Consider the following 19,517-nt stretch of genomic DNA (forward strand, 5'->3'; position numbering starts at 1 on the left):
ATTTATGATTTTTCTGTATTTTCCATTTGTGCAATTCCGAACGTAATCAACTCTCTTAATCTGTCCAAATGTCCATCACAATAAAGAGATCCAACCAACCCTTCCAGTGCAGTGGCATGCCGATACTCAAGCACATCAGCATTTTTGGGCAAACTTCCTGATTTAGCATTTCTTCCTTGTCGGACAATATCGCGTTCTTCTTCCGTCAGTACCTTTTCCAATAGCCCCAACATGCGACTCTGCGCCTTGGCGGAGACTAGCCCTGTGGCTCGCCGATGCAGATGGTTTGGACGCAGGTTAGGCTGAGCCAACAAATATTGCCGGACAGCTACCTCGTACACTGCATCACCAATGTAAGCTAGTGCAATGGGGGGCATCAAACGGGCTGGCTTGGATGCAGGGTACGGGAACCAGTTCCCCGTACCTTCCGATGCTTCTGAGTTCATTGGCTTATCACTCATTTTCGCCGCCACCGCATACCCTGCGCCGTATCTTCAAGCACAATGCCTTTTGCAGCCAACAGATCGCGAATTTCGTCAGCTCTACCCCAGTTTTTGGTCTTACGAGCTTCGACACGTTCTGCAATTAACTGCTCGATTTCGTCATCCAGCAACTCTTCACTCGGTTCCGAATAAATGCGAAGTACGCTATTCATCGAATGAAAGGTATGCAATACAGCTTGTAGTTCCGCCTGATGTACGACATCTCGCTGCAACAAATGGTTTGCTTCGCTAACCCAATCAAATACAGCAGTAATCGCATCAGGTGTATTGAAATCATCATTCATTTTTTCGCCAAACTGCTGCAAAATTCCGTCGAGCTTCGTTTGCAGTTCCGTCGATACTCCCCCATTACCTTCCAGCGCATTAGCTAAACGATGCTTCACATTGGCAACTGCATTGGCGATCCGCTCGACACTGTTCTCCGCCTGACTCATAGTCTCTTGGTTATAGTTCAACGGATTCCGGTAATGTGTCGACAACATAAAATAACGTAAAGCCTCCGGCTTGTGGTGAGCGCGCAAATCTTTAACCAAAATACCATTACCGAGTGATTTCGACATTTTTTCATTATCTATGCGAATATATCCGTTATGCATCCAGTAGCGAGATAAAGGCTTACCCGTAATCACTTCAGATTGTGCGCATTCACATTCATGATGCGGAAATTGCAGATCCTGTCCTCCCCCATGAATATCCAGTGTATCCCCCAAATAATGGCGAGCCATAGCAGAGCATTCAATATGCCAGCCTGGTCGTCCATCTCCCCAAGGGCTCGACCAATGAATTTCACCCGGCTTCGCTGCCTTCCAGAGTACAAAGTCCTCAGCATTTTCCTTGCGTTCATCCACATTGATGCGAATTCCGAACTGAAGCTCTTCCAGATTTTGACCTGATAGTTGTCCGTAATCTTTGAACTTTTTGGTCCGATAAAACACATCGCCATCATTTTCATAAGCATAGCCTTTATCTACCAATTCCTTAATAAAATCAATAATCAGGTCCATACTCTCTGTTACACGAGGGTTCATGCTGGCAGCAGGAACATTCAATCCTGCCAGATCCTCATGGTAGGCAGCAATAAATTTCTCAGCAACTGCCGAAACATCCATATCAAGTTCCCGAGCTTTGCGGATTAGTTTATCATCGACATCCGTAAAATTCACCACATAGTTTACATCATAGCCCAAGTACTCCAGGTAGCTCCGCACCACGTCAAATACAATTACAGGTCGTGCATTGCCAATATGAATGTAATCATACACGGTAGGTCCGCATACATACATTTTAACCTTTCCAGGCTCCAGTGGCACAAAAGGCTCCCGACTCCTCGTCATTGTATTATAAATTTGAAGCGGCATTGTTATGTTCCTCCCTCATGAAAATCATTTTTCTAATTTATTCTCTTGGGTCACCTGATGTTTCTGAGCGGATGGCCCATCCTTCAAATCAGATATTTCTGCACGCAAACGTTCAATTTCCCGTTGAAGTTCTCTCATAGAGTCCACAACCGGATCAGGCAATTGATGACTAAGTCGGTCTGGCCGCCTACCATCCTGTCTGACAACTCGCCCCGGGATGCCCACCACCGTACTGTTTGGTGGGACTTCTTTGAGCACAACCGAGTTGGAGCCAATGTTGGACTGTGCCCCAATCGTGAAAGAGCCCAATATCTTCGCACCAGAGCCGATAACAACATTATTCCCAATGGTCGGATGGCGCTTCCCTTTCTCTTTCCCAGTCCCGCCGAGTGTGACCCCCTGATACAATACGACATCGTCGCCAATCTCACAGGTTTCACCGATGACAACTCCCATGCCATGGTCAATGAACAGCCGATCTCCGATACGAGCGCCAGGATGAATTTCAATGCCTGTCATAAACCTCGATACCTGGGATATAACACGAGCTAGAGTACACCAGTTTCGCAAATAAAACCAATGTGCGATTCGGTGTGCCCAAAGGGCATGAACGCCGGAATACGTAAAAATGACCTCAAGCTTACTCCGGGCGGCCGGATCATTATCCAAAACAGTCTGAATGTCGGATTTGAAATGTCTGAACATGTCGCCCTCCTATTCCCTTCATATCCTTGCCGCATCATCACAACACTTCACGTTCCGCCAATTTTCGCATCCACCAGCACTCTTCGACATTTTTCTATCTATAATGAGTCTGAGTCTGATAAAAAAGAAAAAGCGCCTCCGCAGCCTAAGCTGCAGAGACGCATGAACGTGGTCCCACTCTGCTTCGAACATACCTGCTGCATAAAAAAGCAGAGCAGTTCGTCTTTAGCGTCCTGTAACGGGAACGACTCGGCACGCCCTTGTCACATCAGCATTTGACGCTAATGAGAGTTTGGGCGCACGGCTCCCAGGCGCATTTCCTCCGCAGGTCATCTGGACGGCTCTCAGCCTGGGGTTTCCCCTCGACCGTCCTCTCTGGCAGATGCCCTTATGCAGTGTACTTCTCCTGTTCGCAGCCTTTACACGTAAATATCAATCCGTATCAATGGAGTCATTATAGCGAAAAGACAACAAATTGACAAGAAATATCAGCCTTTAATTTGTGCCTTAAGACGATCCAGTACCTTGTCACGTCCGAGCAAAAAGATGGTTTCATTCAGATCCCGTCCATGAGTTTGGCCTGTAAGAGCCACACGAATCGGCATGAATAGTTGTTTTCCCTTAAAACCAGTTTCCTTTTGAACTTCCTTGATCAGCTTAGCCATTTGTGGAGCTGTAAATTCCTCGCTCGTTTCAACTTTACCTGCAAAAGCTCTAAGCACCTCCGGAACCTGCTCTTCGGCCAATACAGCTGCTGCTTCAGCATCCAGTTCCAGATGTGAACGGAAAAACAACTCAGACAACGCTACAATGTCGGATGCAGAAGTCATCTGTTCCTGGTATAAGCGAACCAGGGCCTTAGCCCAATCCAGTTGTTCCGCAGACAGTTCAGTCGGCAACAGCCCCGCTGCCTGGAGATGTGGAATCGCCATGCTTGCAATTCGCTCAGGATCAGCCTTTTTAATATAGTGATTGTTCAGGTAAGCAAGCTTATTTGTATCAAACACAGCTGGACTTTTGGACAAACGATTAGGATCGAAAATCGAAATCAGTTGTTCCCGATCATAGATCTCTTCTTCACCTTCCGGGGACCAGCCCAGCAGTGCAATGAAGTTGAATATAGCTTCTGGCAAATAGCCCAACTTGTCATACTGCTCCATGAACTGAATAATGGATTCGTTACGCTTACTGAGCTTTTTGTGATCCTCGCCTACAATCAGCGTCATATGACCGAAGCGTGGCGGCTCCCAGCCAAGAGCTTCAAAGATCATCAACTGCCGCGGTGTATTGGAAACATGGTCTTCACCCCGTAGTACATGCGATATTTTCATCAAATAATCGTCAACTGCTACAGCGAAGTTATATGTCGGAATACCATCCTTTTTGACGATAACAAAATCGCCGCTTTCCTTGGAATTGAATGTAATTTGACCTTTAACGATATCGTCAAACGTATATTCACGATCTTCCGGTACGCGAAAACGAATACTTGGTACACGGCCCTCTGCTTCAAATGCCCGGCACTGTTCTTCTGTTAAATCACGATGTTTCCCAGAATAGCGTGGTGTCTCCCCACGTGCCGTCTGCTCTTCACGCTCGCGCTCCAGCTCTTCTTCAGTGCAGTAACAACGGTAAGCCAAACCACGGTCCAGCAAATCCTGCCAGTATGTTTTATATATGTCCAAGCGTTCAGTCTGACGATAAGGTCCAAACTCGCCTCCCACGTCTACGCTCTCATCCCAGTCCATACCCAACCATTTCAAATATTTAAGTTGGCTTTCTTCTCCGCCCTCAATATTGCGCTTCACATCTGTGTCTTCGATACGAATAATAAATTTCCCACCTTGATTGCGGGCAAACAAATAATTAAATAATGCCGTTCTGGCATTTCCAATGTGCAGATGCCCTGTAGGGCTTGGTGCATAACGTACACGAACTTCCGTGCTCATATAATCTCCTCCAAATTGAATTACTCAAGATGATAGCATTTACTTGATAAGACAGACAACCGATTGAGCCGCGATTCCTTCACCCCGTCCGGGAAACCCGAGTTGCTCTGTCGTGGTCGCCTTGACGTTCACCTGGGATAGCTCCTCTGCTTCCAGCGCTCGAGCGATGACTTCATTCATCTGCGGAATATACGATGCCATTTTGGGCTTTTGTGCGATAATCGTAGAATCAATATTCCCCAAGCGATATCCTCGCTCTTTAGCTAGTCCCCACACATGCTCCAGTAGCTTAAGACTGTCGGCATCCTTAAATTCTGGGTCGTTATCCGGAAAATGCTTCCCGATGTCTCCCAAGCCAAGCGCGCCCAAGATGGCATCGCTAATGGCATGCAGCAGCACGTCTGCATCGGAATGGCCCAACAAACCTTTTTCATACGGTATATTCACACCTCCGATGATGCATGGCCTTCCTTCCACCAGCTGGTGGACGTCAAATCCTTGTCCCACTCTGATCACTTGATATCCTCTCCCTCTGTTTTTACCCATAACGCCGCCATATCCAAATCCTCAGGCGTAGTAATTTTGATGTTCTTGTAGCTGCCTTGAACGACAGTAACCGGAATTCCTAGCCGTTCTATCAGCATAGAATCATCTGTTCCCAAGAATCCCGACTGCTCCGCTTCCTCATAGGCTCGCAGCAGATCGGAAAGACGAAAAGTCTGTGGCGTTTGAATACTCCACAGACTTCGGCGATCCGGCGTAGCTGTAATGATACCATCCCCGTTCACTTGCTTGACCGTATCCTTTACAGGTACTGCCGCTACAGAAGCACCAGTACGCTGGGCTACCTCAAGGCATGAACGTACAAGCTCAGGTTGAATTAGTGGACGCACACCATCATGCACCATCACCCAATCCGCTTGTAAGTGGCGCAGACCGCGATAAACCGAATGCTGGCGTTCACTGCCACCAGCCACCACCCGTACATTTTTACCGATTTTGTATTGATGAATCCAATCTCGGCAGCGTTCCACATCTCCTGTCCCAGTCACCATCACCATTTCATCCACTTCGGGCATAGCTGCGAATATTTCAAGTGTATGTATGAAGATGGGCTTGTCCCGCAAAAGCAGAAATTGCTTGCTCTCCTGCGTCCCCATACGGGAGCCGCGCCCTGCTGCCACAATGACAACTCCTACCCGATTGTTCATTCAAATAACTCCTGCCCTGACCGCACTTGGACGATCCGTATGATAACACATCTACTTCATCATACCGCGTTTATTGAGCTTTTTCCAATAATTTCGGTTTGGCAAAGATCATACGGCCGGCTGAGGTCTGAAGTACACTCGTGACCAGCACCTCCATCAGAGAGCCAATATAGTCACGTCCGCCTTCTACAACAATCATCGTGCCATCATCCAGATAGGCTACACCCTGCCCATGCTCCTTGCCGTCTTTAATAATCTGCACCATAATTTCCTCACCGGGCAGTACGACAGGCTTCACTGCATTCGCCAAATCGTTAATATTCAGCACTGATACACCTTGAAGTTCGCATACTTTATTCAGGTTAAAATCATTAGTTACAACTTTACCCTGTAACACCTTTGCCAGCTTAACCAACTTACTGTCGACCTCTGAAATTTCCTCAAAATCACCTTCGTAAATGAGTACATTTACATCCAGTTCTTTTTGGATTTTATTCAAAATATCCAGACCTCTCCGTCCACGATTACGCTTAAGTAAATCTGATGAATCTGCAATATGCTGAAGCTCCTCCAGCACAAATTCAGGAATTACAATTGTTCCTTCAATAAAACCTGTCTTGCAAATATCCGCAATACGCCCATCTATAATGACGCTGGTGTCCAATATTTTATGTTCCTCCAGCTTGCGTTCTTCTACACCCGTTCCCCGACCAAAAAAACCAGAACTCCAAAAGGATGACAGCTCGTCCCGCTTTTCTAGCCCAACCATCAATCCTACATATCCGCATATCACGGTAACAGCCGTCTGGATAAGTTGACCCGGGGCCCCCAACCATGAAAAAAGCGGGTAAACTGCTAAGGAAAGTATCAATCCCACCGCTAAACCAATCACACCTGCCATCATCTCGTTCATCGGAATTCGTACCAAGCCTTCAATGCCCTGCTGCAACCGATTCGCCACGGATGCCCCTGCGAATGAACACCCAGCCATAAATAGCACTGCTCCCGCCATCATCCAAACAATCATTCCTGGTAAAGACCCATCACTCAACCATTGCGGCATCCACGTTACAATGCCTCCTACCCGCTGGTATAACGTATAGCCAAACCATGCTCCGCACAATCCTGTAAAAGTTAAAATAGCCTTTCTCCACATTGAGTCTCTATACCTCCTTTATTTTCTTTTCATATAGTCTGCTATTTATTGGATACATAGCATTTCTCTTACCAGTATGATCCATTTTCATCATAACTAACCCTGTGTTTTCACTTTTTATGCATAAAAAAAAGCATTTATCTCCCTGAATGCTTCAAGGAAATAAATGCTTATTCTTATTCTTATTCTTATTCTTGCTTGATACTAACGCTGTGAATGACGATATTGATCGTCCTGTTCTTCCTGACTGGAACGCTCCCGACCACGTCCACGTCTGCGTGACAGCTTACGAATGTTCAGCTTCATGCCATACAATGCATACAGCACCAGCGGTACAAAAATCAGCTTCGACAGCTGGTCAGGGAATTTAACAGCCAACACCACCGCTGCAATTACGACCCATGGAGCAACCCAGATCGCTTTTTTGGGGAGGCCGACCTTTTTAAAATTAGGATATCTCATGGAGCTGACCATCAAATAAGAAACCAGCAACATGGCAATCGACATGTATAACAATGAAATATCGTTATGGAATAAGGACAAAGTCGCTAATACCCCACCTGCTGCCGGAATTGGCAAACCCGTAAAATAACCTGGTACACCAGGACGTACGTTAAATCGAGCCAAACGCAACGCTCCGCACATCGGGAAAATGGCAGTAACCGTCCAAGCGAGAGCCGAATTCGCATCATGAAAAGCAACCATGTACATAATAACTGCGGGAGCAACACCAAAAGATATCATATCTGATAAGGAGTCCAGTTCTTTACCGAATTCGCTTTGGGCATTCAGGACCCGGGCCATCCTTCCATCCAGTCCGTCCAACAACATGGCGACAATAACCATAATAGCGGCAAGACTGTATTTTCCGTCTACAGCCAATAAAATGGCGATCATTCCGAGAAACAAGTTACCTAAGGTACACATGTTCGGAATTGATTTGGTAATCATCTCTTCACCTCAATGTATGAATTGTTCCATTATAATCCTTTCACTGTATTACATTTACATTTGCCTGTCAATGAAAACTTGTTCCTGCAAACGTTTAAGACCTTCTTTAATCGTACGCGCACGAACCTCTCCAATACCATCCACTTCATCCAGTTCTTCTATCGTTGCTGTCATGACATGCGGAAAACGTCCAAACCGCTCCACCAGATTATGAATAATCACATTCGGCAAACGCGGTATCTTGTTCAGTACCCGATAGCCGCGTGCAGCAATATACTCTTCTGATGTCGCAGCTGAAGAAGGGTAGCCTAGTAAACGTACAATATGATTCACATCCAACAATTCGTCGTCCGTAGAACGTTTGAGTCCCAATATAATTTCACGAATCTTCTCGTCGCTATCGTCTTTGGCATAATCCTTATACAGCAACCATGCTTCTTCCTCAATGTTGCTGACAAGCTCTTCCATCTGCATACTAATCAGACGGCCCTCATTTCCGAGCTCGTTAATAAATCGTTTGATCTCCATTTTGATGCGTAGCACCATTTCGATCCGCTGGATGACATTAACGACCTCCGGCATGGTAACCAGCTCTTCAAATTCAGATGCTGTCAAATTCGTAGAGGCTTGCCCCAACACGGATCTATATTTTTCTAACGTCTGAATAGCCTGATTGGCTTTCGTTAAAATAACCCCGATTTCCTTGAGCGCATACCGTAATGTCCCCTGATACAAGGTAATAATATTACGCCGCTGGGAAATAGACACCACTAGTTTGCCAGTCTGCTTTGCAACTCGTTCTGCTGTCCGGTGCCGAATTCCTGTTTCAATTGAAGAAATGGAGGAGTCCGGAATCAGTTGCGTATTGGCATATAAAATTCGTTTTAAATCCTCGCTCAATATGATTGCGCCGTCCATTTTAGCCAACTCATACAAATAGTTCGGCGAAAAATCACAATTAATGGAGAAACCGCCATCCACGACTTCCATAACTTCTGGGCTATAGCCAACGACCAGAAGAGCACCCGTTTTGGCACGCAAAACGTTTTCCAACCCGTCGCGAAAGGGAGTTCCCGGTGCCACAAGCCGCAGCAAATCGTTCATTTTATCCAGTTGGCTCGCTTCTTTCATTCTCAATGCCCCCTAATCTAATGCGGCTGCCAGTGCATCTGCCACCGTTCCTACTCCTATGATTTGAATCCCTTTCGGATGTGTCCAGCCCTTCAAGCTTTTCTCCGGCATAATCACCCGTTTGAAACCTAGTTTCTCCGCTTCCCGTACTCGCTGTTCTGCTCGGGATACCGCACGTACCTCACCTGTCAGTCCCACCTCGCCAAAAATCACATCGTACGGCTTGGTAGGAGCATCCCTAAAGCTGGAAGCAATGCTCACAGCTATAGCCAAATCCACCGCCGGTTCATCCAACTTCACGCCTCCAGCTACGTTGAGATAGGCGTCCTGGTTTTGCAAAAACATGCCCATCCGCTTTTCTAGCACGGCTATGATTAATCCCATTCGATGATGATCGACTCCTGTGCCCATTCGGCGCGGAGATGGAAAATGCGTAGCTGCAATCAATGCTTGCAGTTCAACCAATACAGGTCGGGTTCCTTCCATACTGGCTACAACAGTAGAACCCGCTACCCCCAATGGTCGTTCAGACAGGAATAGTTCAGAAGGATTTGACACCTCACGCAAACCGCTTTCAGCCATTTCAAAAATACCAATTTCATTTGTAGAACCGAAACGGTTTTTAACTGCACGTAAAAGCCGATACGTATGATGACGCTCTCCTTCAAAATAAAGCACACAATCAACCATATGTTCCAACAAACGTGGACCTGCAATGGCCCCTTCCTTGGTCACATGTCCTACCAATACCGTAGCAATACCTAGCCCCTTGGCAATTCGCATAAAGCGTGAAGTACACTCCCGCACCTGAGCCACACTACCTGGTGCACTCGTCACCTCAGGCAAATATACGGTCTGTATCGAGTCGATGACCAAAAACTCCGGCTTCAAGCTGTCCACTGCTTCTTCAATCGTCTCCAAATTCGTCTCACATAATACGTATAGGCTGGGGGACAAGGCACCGAGCCGATCTGCACGTAGTTTCGTTTGACGGACAGATTCCTCACCAGACACGTACAGCACCTTTAAACCAGTTAAAGCCAGCTCATTAGATGTTTGCAGCATAAGCGTAGATTTACCGATTCCCGGATCACCGCCCACCAAAACGAGTGAACCCGGTACCACACCTCCACCGAGTACTCGATTCAATTCGCCAATTCCCGTCAAAATTCGTGTTTCTTTGCCACTCTCCACCTCTATAATAGGCAGTGGCTTGTCTTTTGTGCTATGAGTAAGAAGGGAAGACCCCATTCCTTGAGTTTTTACAACGCTTTCCGTTTCTTCGACCATGGAATTCCACGCCTGGCATCCAGGACATTTTCCGTACCATTTGGGCGATTCATAACCACATTCCGTACAGGAAAATTTAGTTTTCACTTTAGCCATACTTTATTCCTTGGCTCCTTATTGACGACGATGATGTCAAATTTATGTTCATACAGCCCAGAAAGAGCTGTAACAATAAAAGTTTACCATTGAAGCTTGGCGGACGTAAAGCAATATCACAAACTTTCCCAAAGCATTTACCCAACCTTTTCACCGTGTTTTATACACAAAAAGGGTGTCTTCGCAATAGCTTTCCAGCCTGCGAGACACCCTTTTCTACTATTTATTTAGTAAACTGCTTAGGACTTGGCAGATACATTATCCTTTTTCGTTACAGTCAATGCGCCATTCTCCTCATCAATGAAGAGAGAGTCACCTTTAGTAATGTTGCCAGTCAACAGTTCCTCGGACAGGCGATCTTCAATATGCTTCTGGATTGCACGACGCAATGGACGCGCACCATACGCTGGATCAAAGCCTTCCTTGGCAAGGAATTTTTTAGCGTTGTCTGTCAACTCGAAGTCCACCTCATACTCATTCAGGCGCTTACGCAGCTCCTCAGACATGAGTGACACAATTTCGGCAATATGTTTTTCTTCGAGAGAATGGAAAACGATAATTTCATCAATCCGGTTCAAGAACTCAGGACGGAAACTTTTCTTCAGTTCATCCATCACTTTGCCCTTCATATTATCGTAATCCGCCCCAGCATCCACTACAGCTGTAAAACCAAGCGTGGAGTTACGTTTAATCGCCTGTGCACCAACATTAGATGTTAGGATGATGAGTGTGTTACGGAAATCGACGACACGACCTTTGGAATCTGTTAGACGACCATCTTCCAGCACTTGCAGAAGAATATTGAATACTTCTGGGTGTGCTTTTTCAATTTCATCCAGCAACACAACAGAGTATGGCTTACGACGTACCTTCTCAGTCAGTTGACCGCCTTCTTCATATCCAACGTACCCTGGAGGTGCTCCTACCAGACGGGACGTGGAGTGCTTCTCCATATATTCGGACATATCAATACGGATAACCGCATTTTCATCTCCAAACATGGATTCAGCCAAGGCGCGTGCCAATTCTGTTTTACCAACCCCAGTTGGGCCGAGGAAAATAAAGGAACCGATTGGACGCTTCGGATCTTTCAGTCCGGCACGTGCCCGGCGAATCGCCCGGCTTACTGCCTTAACTGCTTCATCCTGTCCAATTACCCGCTCATGCAGCAACTCTTCCATATTCAACAAGCGGTGTGTTTCTTCCTCTTTCAGCTTGCTGACTGGAACACCTGTCCAGATTGCAACGACTTGAGCGATATCCTCTGGTGTAACTTCAGAATCTGTACGACCCTGTTGTTCTTTCCATTGGTTTTTCGTCACGTCTAGCTCTTCACGGATTTTTTGCTCTGTATCACGCAACGCTGCCGCTTTTTCAAACTCCTGACTTTGTACCGCTGAATCCTTTTCCTTACGGATATCTTCCAGACGGTTTTCCAGCTGTTTCAGGTTTGGCGGTACAGTGTAAGAATTCAGCCTTACTTTGGAGCCCGCTTCATCAATAAGGTCAATAGCCTTATCTGGCAGGAAGCGGTCAGTGATATAACGATCTGACAATTTTACAGCCGCTTCAATAGCCTCATCTGTGATCTTTACACGGTGATGAGCTTCGTAACGGTCACGCAGGCCATACAAGATTTGAATTGCCTCTTCTGGAGAAGGTTGATCCACTGTAATTGGTTGAAAACGACGCTCCAAAGCAGCATCTTTCTCAATATATTTGCGGTATTCATCGAGCGTGGTCGCACCGATGCATTGCAGCTCGCCACGTGCCAGAGCAGGTTTCAGGATGTTGGATGCATCAATTGCGCCTTCCGCTCCACCAGCACCAATCAGTGTATGCAGCTCATCAATGAACAATACGATATTACCCGCTTGACGAATCTCGTCCATAATTTTTTTCAAACGATCCTCGAATTCACCACGATACTTGGTGCCTGCTACCACAGAACCCATATCCAGCGTCATTACGCGCTTGTCGCGCAACGTTTCAGGAATCTCATTCGCTATGATTTTTTGGGCCAATCCTTCGGCAATCGCCGTTTTACCTACCCCAGGCTCACCGATTAGAACCGGATTGTTCTTTGTACGGCGGCTGAGCACCTGAATTACGCGTTCAATTTCCTTGCTACGCCCAATAACAGGGTCCAGGTTGTTTTCCTTCGCAGATGCCGTCAGATCGCGTGCCAGACTGTCCAGAGTTGGCGTGCTGACATTAGCTGGAGCACCGTGATGGCTGGAAACAGCCTCGCTGCTGCCGAGCAATTGAAGCACTTGCTGACGCGCTTTGTTCAGACTGATGCCCAGGTTGTTCAGTACACGTGCTGCTACGCCTTCGCCTTCACGAATAAGACCAAGCAAAATATGTTCTGTACCTACATAGGTATGGCCCAGTTTGCGGGCTTCATCCATGGACAGTTCGATGACTTTTTTGGCGCGTGGAGTATAGGCAATGTTCGTCGGTTGCTCTTGACCGCGTCCAATCAGCGTTTCCACTTCATCCTGGATTTTTTCCAGTCCCAGCCCTAAACCGATTAAGGCTTTCGCGGCTATTCCTTCACCTTCACGAATGAGGCCTAGCAAAATGTGCTCTGTGCCAATGTTGTTGTGTCCCAATCGAACAGCTTCTTCCTGAGCCAAAGCAAGCACTTTCTGTGCACGTTCCGTAAATCTTCCAAACATCATATATCCTGCACCTCCACAGTGTGTATTTCAGATCATTCTATATATTAAAGGGTTGTGCCTAATTTTTGCCGGATCAGCTTCGCCCGGTACATATCGCGCTCTTCGGTATTCATTTTATCCCCAAAGCTTTTTTGCAGGAACCCGGGTTGTGTCATCACATTCAGCTCATTCATCGCTGCGGTGGAAGGACGCTCCAAAATCCCTAAATCTACGCCAAGACGTACATCGGATAGCCGCTGTGCAGCCTCCTTGGAATCCAATACTGCTGCATATGACAAAATACCGAATGAACGCATCACCCGATCTGTAATTCGCAGCATAGATTCATTCATTAGCCTTTCTCTGGCAGAACGCTCGTGCTCAATAATTTGTAGCACCACGCCATGTAGATTCTCAATAATCTCCGCTTCGGTTTGTCCCAGTGTAATCTGATTAGATACCTGAAACAAATTTCCGACCGCTTCGCTGCCTTCACCGTAAATGCCACGAACTGTAAGACCTACCTGTGAAACAGCAGACAATATACGATTGATTTGATGAGTCATAACTAATGCAGGCAAATGCATCATCACCGAAGCTCTCATACCTGTGCCAACATTCGTCGGACAACTGGTCAGAAAACCTCTCCGATCATCAAATGCATAATCAACATGCGCTTCAAATGCATCATCAATAATCATAGCGCGTTCCCAAGCTTCCCTAACCTGACATCCCGGATATAAGCACTGGATACGCAGATGATCCTCTTCGTTTATCATAACACTAACCGATTCATCATCGCTAATTAAAACAGCACCGTTACGAGATTCGTTCGCCAAATTTGGACTAATCAAATGCTTCTCAACCAGCACCTGCTTGTCGATCTCATCCAACTCGGATATTTTCAACGTATGAAAAGTACCAAAACCGCCTAAATCATCATACTGAAGGATATCCGTCAAGCGTTGAAGTGCTTCTTCCGACTGCTGATTGGTAGCAAGCATGGGAAAAGGCAGATGCTGCAAGTTACGCGCAATTCTCACCCGGCTGCTAATGACAATCTCCGAATCCGCAGCATCACCACGCATCCAGTCACTTAGCGGCTTCTCCGTAAATCGAATATTGGGCATTACGCATCCCTCCTACTCTTCACAAACTTTACTCTTCAGTCATTTCTTTTTCAAGCTCTCTGATTTGATCCCTAAGCTCAGCAGCTGATTCAAATTCTTCCTGTACAATATGCTGTTGCATCTCTTTTTTCAAATCGTCAATTTGCCGTTTAACCTTCAGTCGGCCTCCAGTGCGAACCGGAACTTTACCAACATGATTCGTACTGCCATGCACACGCTTGAACAGAGGGTCCAGACGACTATCAAAATATTGATAGCACGATGGGCATCCGAAACGTCCCAGCTTACTAAACTGTGCATAGGTCATGCCACAATCCTTGCATTGCAGGTTCTGCGGACCACTGTGGCCTGGAGATTGGCTCTTTGTACTGGAGTCAAAATCCAGCATCCCCGACAACAAGCTATGAATCGAAAATCCGTTAGGTGTTCCAGGGATCATCTCCCCTTTTTCCTTGGCACACGTCTCACAAATATGAAACTCTGTCTTTTCGCCATTCACAATTTTGGTGAAATGCAAAGTTGCCGGCCGCATATTACATTCTTGGCACAGCATAAAAGCACCTCCTTCAATGTCAGGATTTATACCAATCCCTACATCCAAACGTTAGTCTCTATTCACACACTATTTGGTCGCCAGCAACGAGATCAGCATAGCCTTAAGCAATCTTGCTCGCAGTTGATCACGATAGGGAAGCTTCAGTAATAATGTATCCCTTGATAAAGCAGCCTTCATTAAATTAGCTTCCCTTTTGCTTAAAAAATGGGCTTCCTCTAACTGATAAATTAGACCTTCTGCTGCCGATTGGCTTATTTCCTCCCCGATGCTCTGATGAAGATGTGTATGGATGGCATGCTGTGCAGGCAGCTGAATTCGCTGAATACGAATGTAGCCCCCGCCACCGCGTTTACTTTCCACCACATAGCCTTTTTCCAGCGTAAACCGGGTGCTAATTACATAATTAATTTGCGACGGCACGCAGGAAAAGCGGTCAGCCAGATCATTGCGCTGAATCTCCACTAAACCTTGGGGACTTTCCAGCAATATACTTTTCAAATATTGTTCAATAATATCGGAAACATTGCGCATTTCATCATCCTCCACTAACGGAAACGCAAGTATTCAAGTACATTTCACGCTCCACAGAGTCCGCCGTATATTGAACTTAACCAAACGGTAAAGTCACGAATCTAAGCTGTATTCAGGCTATTGCCTGATCTACATCCATTGGAATTGTACCGTTTTGTCTCTAGTGTGGCCTTTATTTGCGATTAATCATACACTTCTCTTATGTTCATAAGAGTCAGCTCCTAACTATACGCAAATCATTTCGATCCTCATTTACTTCTTTGCTATCAAAATCACCTTATACAGCTAATCCATCAGCATAGTACTTCTACAGAATCGCACTAGGCTTGATTGACTTTGACTTTCTTTGACTATATTCATATTATAGCACATTATTCATTTTTGCCAAGGGGTCAATACCATTTTTCGCAATCTAATTATGTTTTATACAATACCATAAAAAAACTCTTCCCATTACAGAAAGAGTTTTGAAAATTATGATAACCACACAAGTTATGTTCCCTGAAAGATGGAGCCTAAGAAGAACTAAATGGGCCTTTATCAGAAAAAATCCAATAAGAACGTTTGTTTTACCGGTATTACACGTTTAAGGGCAGACACAGACTCACTGCTGCCTTCAATACGCCCCCATTTATACAGATCATCAGCCTGCTGGTAGCCAAGCATCAGAGTCGTCAGTGACTGAATCCCAAGTTTCAAGTCAGCTACTATGGCGTTTTCAGATGAATTGCTTATATCCACTCTCTCCAGATGTCCTTGCCCCTCCGTAGTAATCGTTAATCTCCATAATCCATCATTCCATGGAGCATACCGATCAGTCAGATTTAAGGTTAAACTTGTTTCTTCTCCAATCTGTTCAAAAGGGTATCTTTCTATAAAAGCAGCTGCATCCACAATACGACCCATAAAATAAGGCACAGTTTCCTGTTGAATTCGTGGATCATCGAGTAAAAATGGCAGATTGTCATCTGCTGGAACGTAATTAAATTTACCTTGGGCTATCATTGAGTCATGATTTGCAAAATAAGTCCATAAAGCCCGACGAGCCGTCTCATTTTCATATACCAACTCATCACAATTCAACTGTTTATCTTCAATTTTGTATAGTGCATATCCCTGAGGATCGCCTGTTTCTGAGTAATATACCGCAGTTCGATAGTTCTCATTTAAAATCCGCTCTTGCCACCATTCCTTATCTCGTACCAGCGTGCCATTATAACGAGATGCATACGCTTGATACACTTGGTCCAATTCTAAAATATCTTTGACATCGCGTTTGACTGTACCTTCTGTTTTAAGTTTTGCAGGGAATTTTTCAATGGGAATGACGTACTTTTTGTATTCAATATACGTTTCCCATCCAAATTTACGATAGAAGGCAAAGGAGAATGGATGCAGAAAAGAAAGGCTTTGTCCCGCAGACTTCATCTCTTCAAGCGCATGCGTCAACAAGCGTGATACCATGCCTCCGCGACGCTTTTCTGGCCACGTTGCCACACCAGCAATGCCCCCCATATCAAAAACCTGACTGTTTATGTATACCTGTAGCGGTAACAAAGTCAGTTTAGCATTCAAGTCATGTCCGTCGAATATTCCCCATGTTTGCTCTGGTTTGAATTTCTTCTTGGATTTTTCCAGATCCTCCGGGGACATTGTAAACTGAAAAGCATATTGAGATAATTCAATAGCCGCTTCAAATTCCTCACGTTGTAATTGTCTGATCTCCATAACTTCGTCACCTCGCTCGTATACTTGGGCATCCATAAAAAAGATTATACACTTAGAGTGTGGCAAAGCCTCTTCCCTCTGTCAACCTTAGAAGCAGGTGGCCATCTAAAAACACATAAAAAAAGGATGATAATCTCAATGAGATTATCATCCTTTTCATCTTTGCTTGGCGACGTCCTACTCTCCCAGGACCCTGCGGTCCAAGTACCATCGGCGCTGGAGGGCTTAACGGTCGTGTTCGGGATGGGTACGTGTGGAACCCCTCCGCTATCGCCACCAAACATGAATTTACATCGTAAATTCTTCCGTACGGTTATTCGGTTCATCACTTATCGTGTGAATGAATAGCCATGCGCTTATTGTATGTCACTTGTACATACTTTCAAGGTTACACCCTGAAAACTGGATCCGAAACTCATTTGCGTTTTATTTAGGATAAGCCCTCGACCGATTAGTATTGGTCAGCTCCATGCATTACTGCACTTCCACCCCCAACCTATCTACCTCGTCGTCTTCAAGGGGTCTTACTAATTGGGAAATCTCATCTTGAGGGGGGCTTCACGCTTAGATGCTTTCAGCGCTTATCCCTTCCGTACATAGCTACCCAGCGGTGCTCCTGGCGGAACAACTGGTACACCAGCGGTACGTCCATCCCGGTCCTCTCGTACTAAGGACAGCTCCTCTCAAATTTCCTACGCCCACGACAGATAGGGACCGAACTGTCTCACGACGTTCTGAACCCAGCTCGCGTACCGCTTTAATGGGCGAACAGCCCAACCCTTGGGACCTACTTCAGCCCCAGGATGCGATGAGCCGACATCGAGGTGCCAAACCTCCCCGTCGATGTGGACTCTTGGGGGAGATAAGCCTGTTATCCCCAGGGTAGCTTTTATCCGTTGAGCGATGGCCCTTCCATGCGGTACCACCGGATCACTAAGCCCGACTTTCGTCCCTGCTCGACTTGTAGGTCTCGCAGTCAAGCTCCCTTCTGCCTTTGCACTCTTCGAATGATTTCCAACCATTCTGAGGGAACCTTGGGGCGCCTCCGTTACTCTTTAGGAGGCGACCGCCCCAGTCAAACTGCCCACCTGACACTGTCCTCGCACCGGATTACGGTACCAAGTTAGAACCTAGATACGATCAGGGTGGTATCCCAAGGATGCCTCCCTTCAAGCTGGCGCTCAAAGTTCAACGGCTCCCACCTATCCTGTACAGATCGTACCCAAATTCAATATCAAGCTGCAGTAAAGCTCCATGGGGTCTTTCCGTCTTGTCGCGGGTAACCTGCATCTTCACAGGTATTAAAATTTCACCGGATCTCTCGTTGAGACAGCGCCCAAGTCGTTACGCCATTCGTGCGGGTCAGAATTTACCTGACAAGGAATTTCGCTACCTTAGGACCGTTATAGTTACGGCCGCCGTTTACTGGGGCTTCGGTTCATAGCTTCGCCCGAAGGCTTACCACTCCCCTTAACCTTCCAGCACCGGGCAGGCGTCAGCCCGTATACTTCGCCTTGCGGCTTCGCACAGACCTGTGTTTTTGCTAAACAGTCGCTTGGGCCTTTTCACTGCGGCCCCCTCGGGCTATTCACCCTACCGAGGCACCCCTTCTCCCGAAGTTACGGGGTCATTTTGCCGAGTTCCTTAACGAGAGTTCTTCCGCGCGCCTTAGAATTCTCTTCTCGCCTACCTGTGTCGGTTTGCGGTACGGGCACCTTCTCCTGGCTAGAGGCTTTTCTTGGCAGTCTGAGATCATGACCTTCGCTACTACAATTTTCGCTCCCCATCACAGCCCAGCCTTACGATGTGCGGATTTGCCTACACACCAGCCTCACTGCTTAGACGGACATCCATCAGTCCGCGTCACTACCCTACTGCGTCACCCCATTGCTCATAACGGATTACGGTGGTACAGGAATTTCGACCTGTTGTCCTTCGACTACGCCTATCGGCCTCGCCTTAGGTCCCGACTTACCCTGAGCGGACGAACCTTCCTCAGGAACCCTTAGGCTTTCGGCGGATCTGATTCTCACAGATCTTTTCGTTACTCATACCGGCATTCTCACTTGAATGCAGTCCAGCGCTCCTTACGGTACACCTTCAACCCGCATTCAACGCTCCCCTACCCCTGATGCAAGCATCAAGCCATAGCTTCGGTGGTGTGTTTAGCCCCGTTACATTTTCGGCGCAGAGTCACTCGACCAGTGAGCTATTACGCACTCTTTCAATGGTGGCTGCTTCTAAGCCAACATCCTGGTTGTCTGTGCAACTCCACATCCTTTCCCACTTAACACACACTTGGGGACCTTAGCTGATGGTCTGGGCTGTTTCCCTTTCGACAATGGATCTTAGCACTCACTGTCTGACTCCCGGAACTAAATCTATGGCATTCGGAGTTTGACTGAGCTTGGTAACCCTTGCGGGCCCCGCACCCAATCAGTGCTCTACCTCCACGATTCTTTTTTCCGAGGCTAGCCCTAAAGCTATTTCGGGGAGAACCAGCTATCTCCGGGTTCGATTGGAATTTCTCCGCTACCCCCACCTCATCCCCGCATTTTT

Annotated in this window: 15 protein-coding genes and 2 rRNA genes (1 of these 17 cut by a window edge); all 17 read right to left on the reverse strand. The window is 46.5% G+C overall.

Translation table 11 applies throughout. From position 1 onward, the window contains the following. Positions 1-2 precede the first annotated feature (2 nt). Positions 3-461 (reverse strand): Mini-ribonuclease 3, encoded by a 459-nt coding sequence (locus JOE49_RS02650; RefSeq protein WP_028542623.1) that lies wholly within the window; start codon positions 459-461, stop codon positions 3-5. Next, positions 458-1,861 carry a cysteine--tRNA ligase gene (gene cysS, locus JOE49_RS02655; RefSeq protein WP_025723808.1) on the reverse strand — a complete coding sequence of 468 codons (1,404 nt, stop codon included), beginning with the start codon at positions 1,859-1,861 and terminating at the stop codon, positions 458-460. Before cysS ends, JOE49_RS02650 begins: the two co-directional genes overlap by 4 nt. Positions 1,862-1,885: 24 nt before the next feature. Next, on the reverse strand, positions 1,886-2,566 hold the full coding sequence (gene cysE / locus JOE49_RS02660; RefSeq protein ID WP_013312176.1) for a serine O-acetyltransferase: 681 nt from the start codon (positions 2,564-2,566) through the stop codon (positions 1,886-1,888). 488 nt (positions 2,567-3,054) lie between these two features. After that, positions 3,055-4,515, reverse strand: coding sequence for a glutamate--tRNA ligase (gltX, locus tag JOE49_RS02665; protein WP_160788860.1), 1,461 nt, complete (start codon positions 4,513-4,515; stop codon positions 3,055-3,057). Positions 4,516-4,554: 39 nt separating this feature from the next. Next, positions 4,555-5,031, reverse strand: coding sequence for a 2-C-methyl-D-erythritol 2,4-cyclodiphosphate synthase (ispF, locus tag JOE49_RS02670; RefSeq protein WP_025723806.1), 477 nt, complete (start codon positions 5,029-5,031; stop codon positions 4,555-4,557). Continuing rightward, positions 5,028-5,726: a 2-C-methyl-D-erythritol 4-phosphate cytidylyltransferase gene (gene ispD, locus JOE49_RS02675; RefSeq protein ID WP_104495557.1), complete on the reverse strand. Its 699-nt coding sequence runs from the start codon at positions 5,724-5,726 to the stop codon at positions 5,028-5,030. Before ispD ends, ispF begins: the two co-directional genes overlap by 4 nt. A gap of 70 nt (positions 5,727-5,796) precedes the next feature. Then, positions 5,797-6,882 (reverse strand): PIN/TRAM domain-containing protein, encoded by a 1,086-nt coding sequence (locus tag JOE49_RS02680; RefSeq protein WP_023990569.1) that lies wholly within the window; start codon positions 6,880-6,882, stop codon positions 5,797-5,799. 204 nt (positions 6,883-7,086) lie between these two features. Then, on the reverse strand, positions 7,087-7,833 hold the full coding sequence (gene pssA / locus JOE49_RS02685; protein ID WP_023990570.1) for a CDP-diacylglycerol--serine O-phosphatidyltransferase: 747 nt from the start codon (positions 7,831-7,833) through the stop codon (positions 7,087-7,089). A gap of 54 nt (positions 7,834-7,887) precedes the next feature. After that, positions 7,888-8,964 carry a DNA integrity scanning diadenylate cyclase DisA gene (gene disA, locus JOE49_RS02690; protein WP_013373290.1) on the reverse strand — a complete coding sequence of 359 codons (1,077 nt, stop codon included), beginning with the start codon at positions 8,962-8,964 and terminating at the stop codon, positions 7,888-7,890. Between the two features lie 12 nt (positions 8,965-8,976). After that, positions 8,977-10,350, reverse strand: coding sequence for a DNA repair protein RadA (gene radA / locus JOE49_RS02695; RefSeq protein WP_013312184.1), 1,374 nt, complete (start codon positions 10,348-10,350; stop codon positions 8,977-8,979). Positions 10,351-10,589: 239 nt separating this feature from the next. After that, on the reverse strand, positions 10,590-13,034 hold the full coding sequence (gene clpC / locus JOE49_RS02700) for an ATP-dependent protease ATP-binding subunit ClpC (protein ID WP_023990572.1): 2,445 nt from the start codon (positions 13,032-13,034) through the stop codon (positions 10,590-10,592). Between the two features lie 44 nt (positions 13,035-13,078). After that, complete coding sequence (gene mcsB, locus JOE49_RS02705; RefSeq protein ID WP_071558181.1) at positions 13,079-14,143, reverse strand: protein-arginine kinase McsB; 1,065 nt, start codon at positions 14,141-14,143, stop codon at positions 13,079-13,081. 28 nt (positions 14,144-14,171) lie between these two features. Beyond that, entirely contained in the window at positions 14,172-14,696 is a 525-nt protein-coding gene (gene mcsA, locus JOE49_RS02710) for a protein-arginine kinase activator protein McsA (protein WP_023990574.1), read from the reverse strand. Between the two features lie 69 nt (positions 14,697-14,765). Next, entirely contained in the window at positions 14,766-15,230 is a 465-nt protein-coding gene (locus JOE49_RS02715) for a CtsR family transcriptional regulator (protein ID WP_013312188.1), read from the reverse strand. A 540-nt stretch (positions 15,231-15,770) separates the two neighbouring features. Continuing rightward, positions 15,771-16,958, reverse strand: coding sequence for a GNAT family N-acetyltransferase (locus JOE49_RS02720; RefSeq protein ID WP_209940509.1), 1,188 nt, complete (start codon positions 16,956-16,958; stop codon positions 15,771-15,773). A gap of 164 nt (positions 16,959-17,122) precedes the next feature. Beyond that, positions 17,123-17,239, reverse strand: a 5S ribosomal RNA gene (gene rrf, locus JOE49_RS02725). Positions 17,240-17,389: 150 nt separating this feature from the next. Next, positions 17,390-19,517 (reverse strand): 23S ribosomal RNA (locus JOE49_RS02730) (it continues 797 nt past the right edge of the window).

Origin of the sequence: Paenibacillus sp. PvR133 (assembly GCF_017833155.1) — a bacterium.
Taxonomy (GTDB): Bacteria; Bacillota; Bacilli; order Paenibacillales; family Paenibacillaceae; genus Paenibacillus; species Paenibacillus polymyxa_B.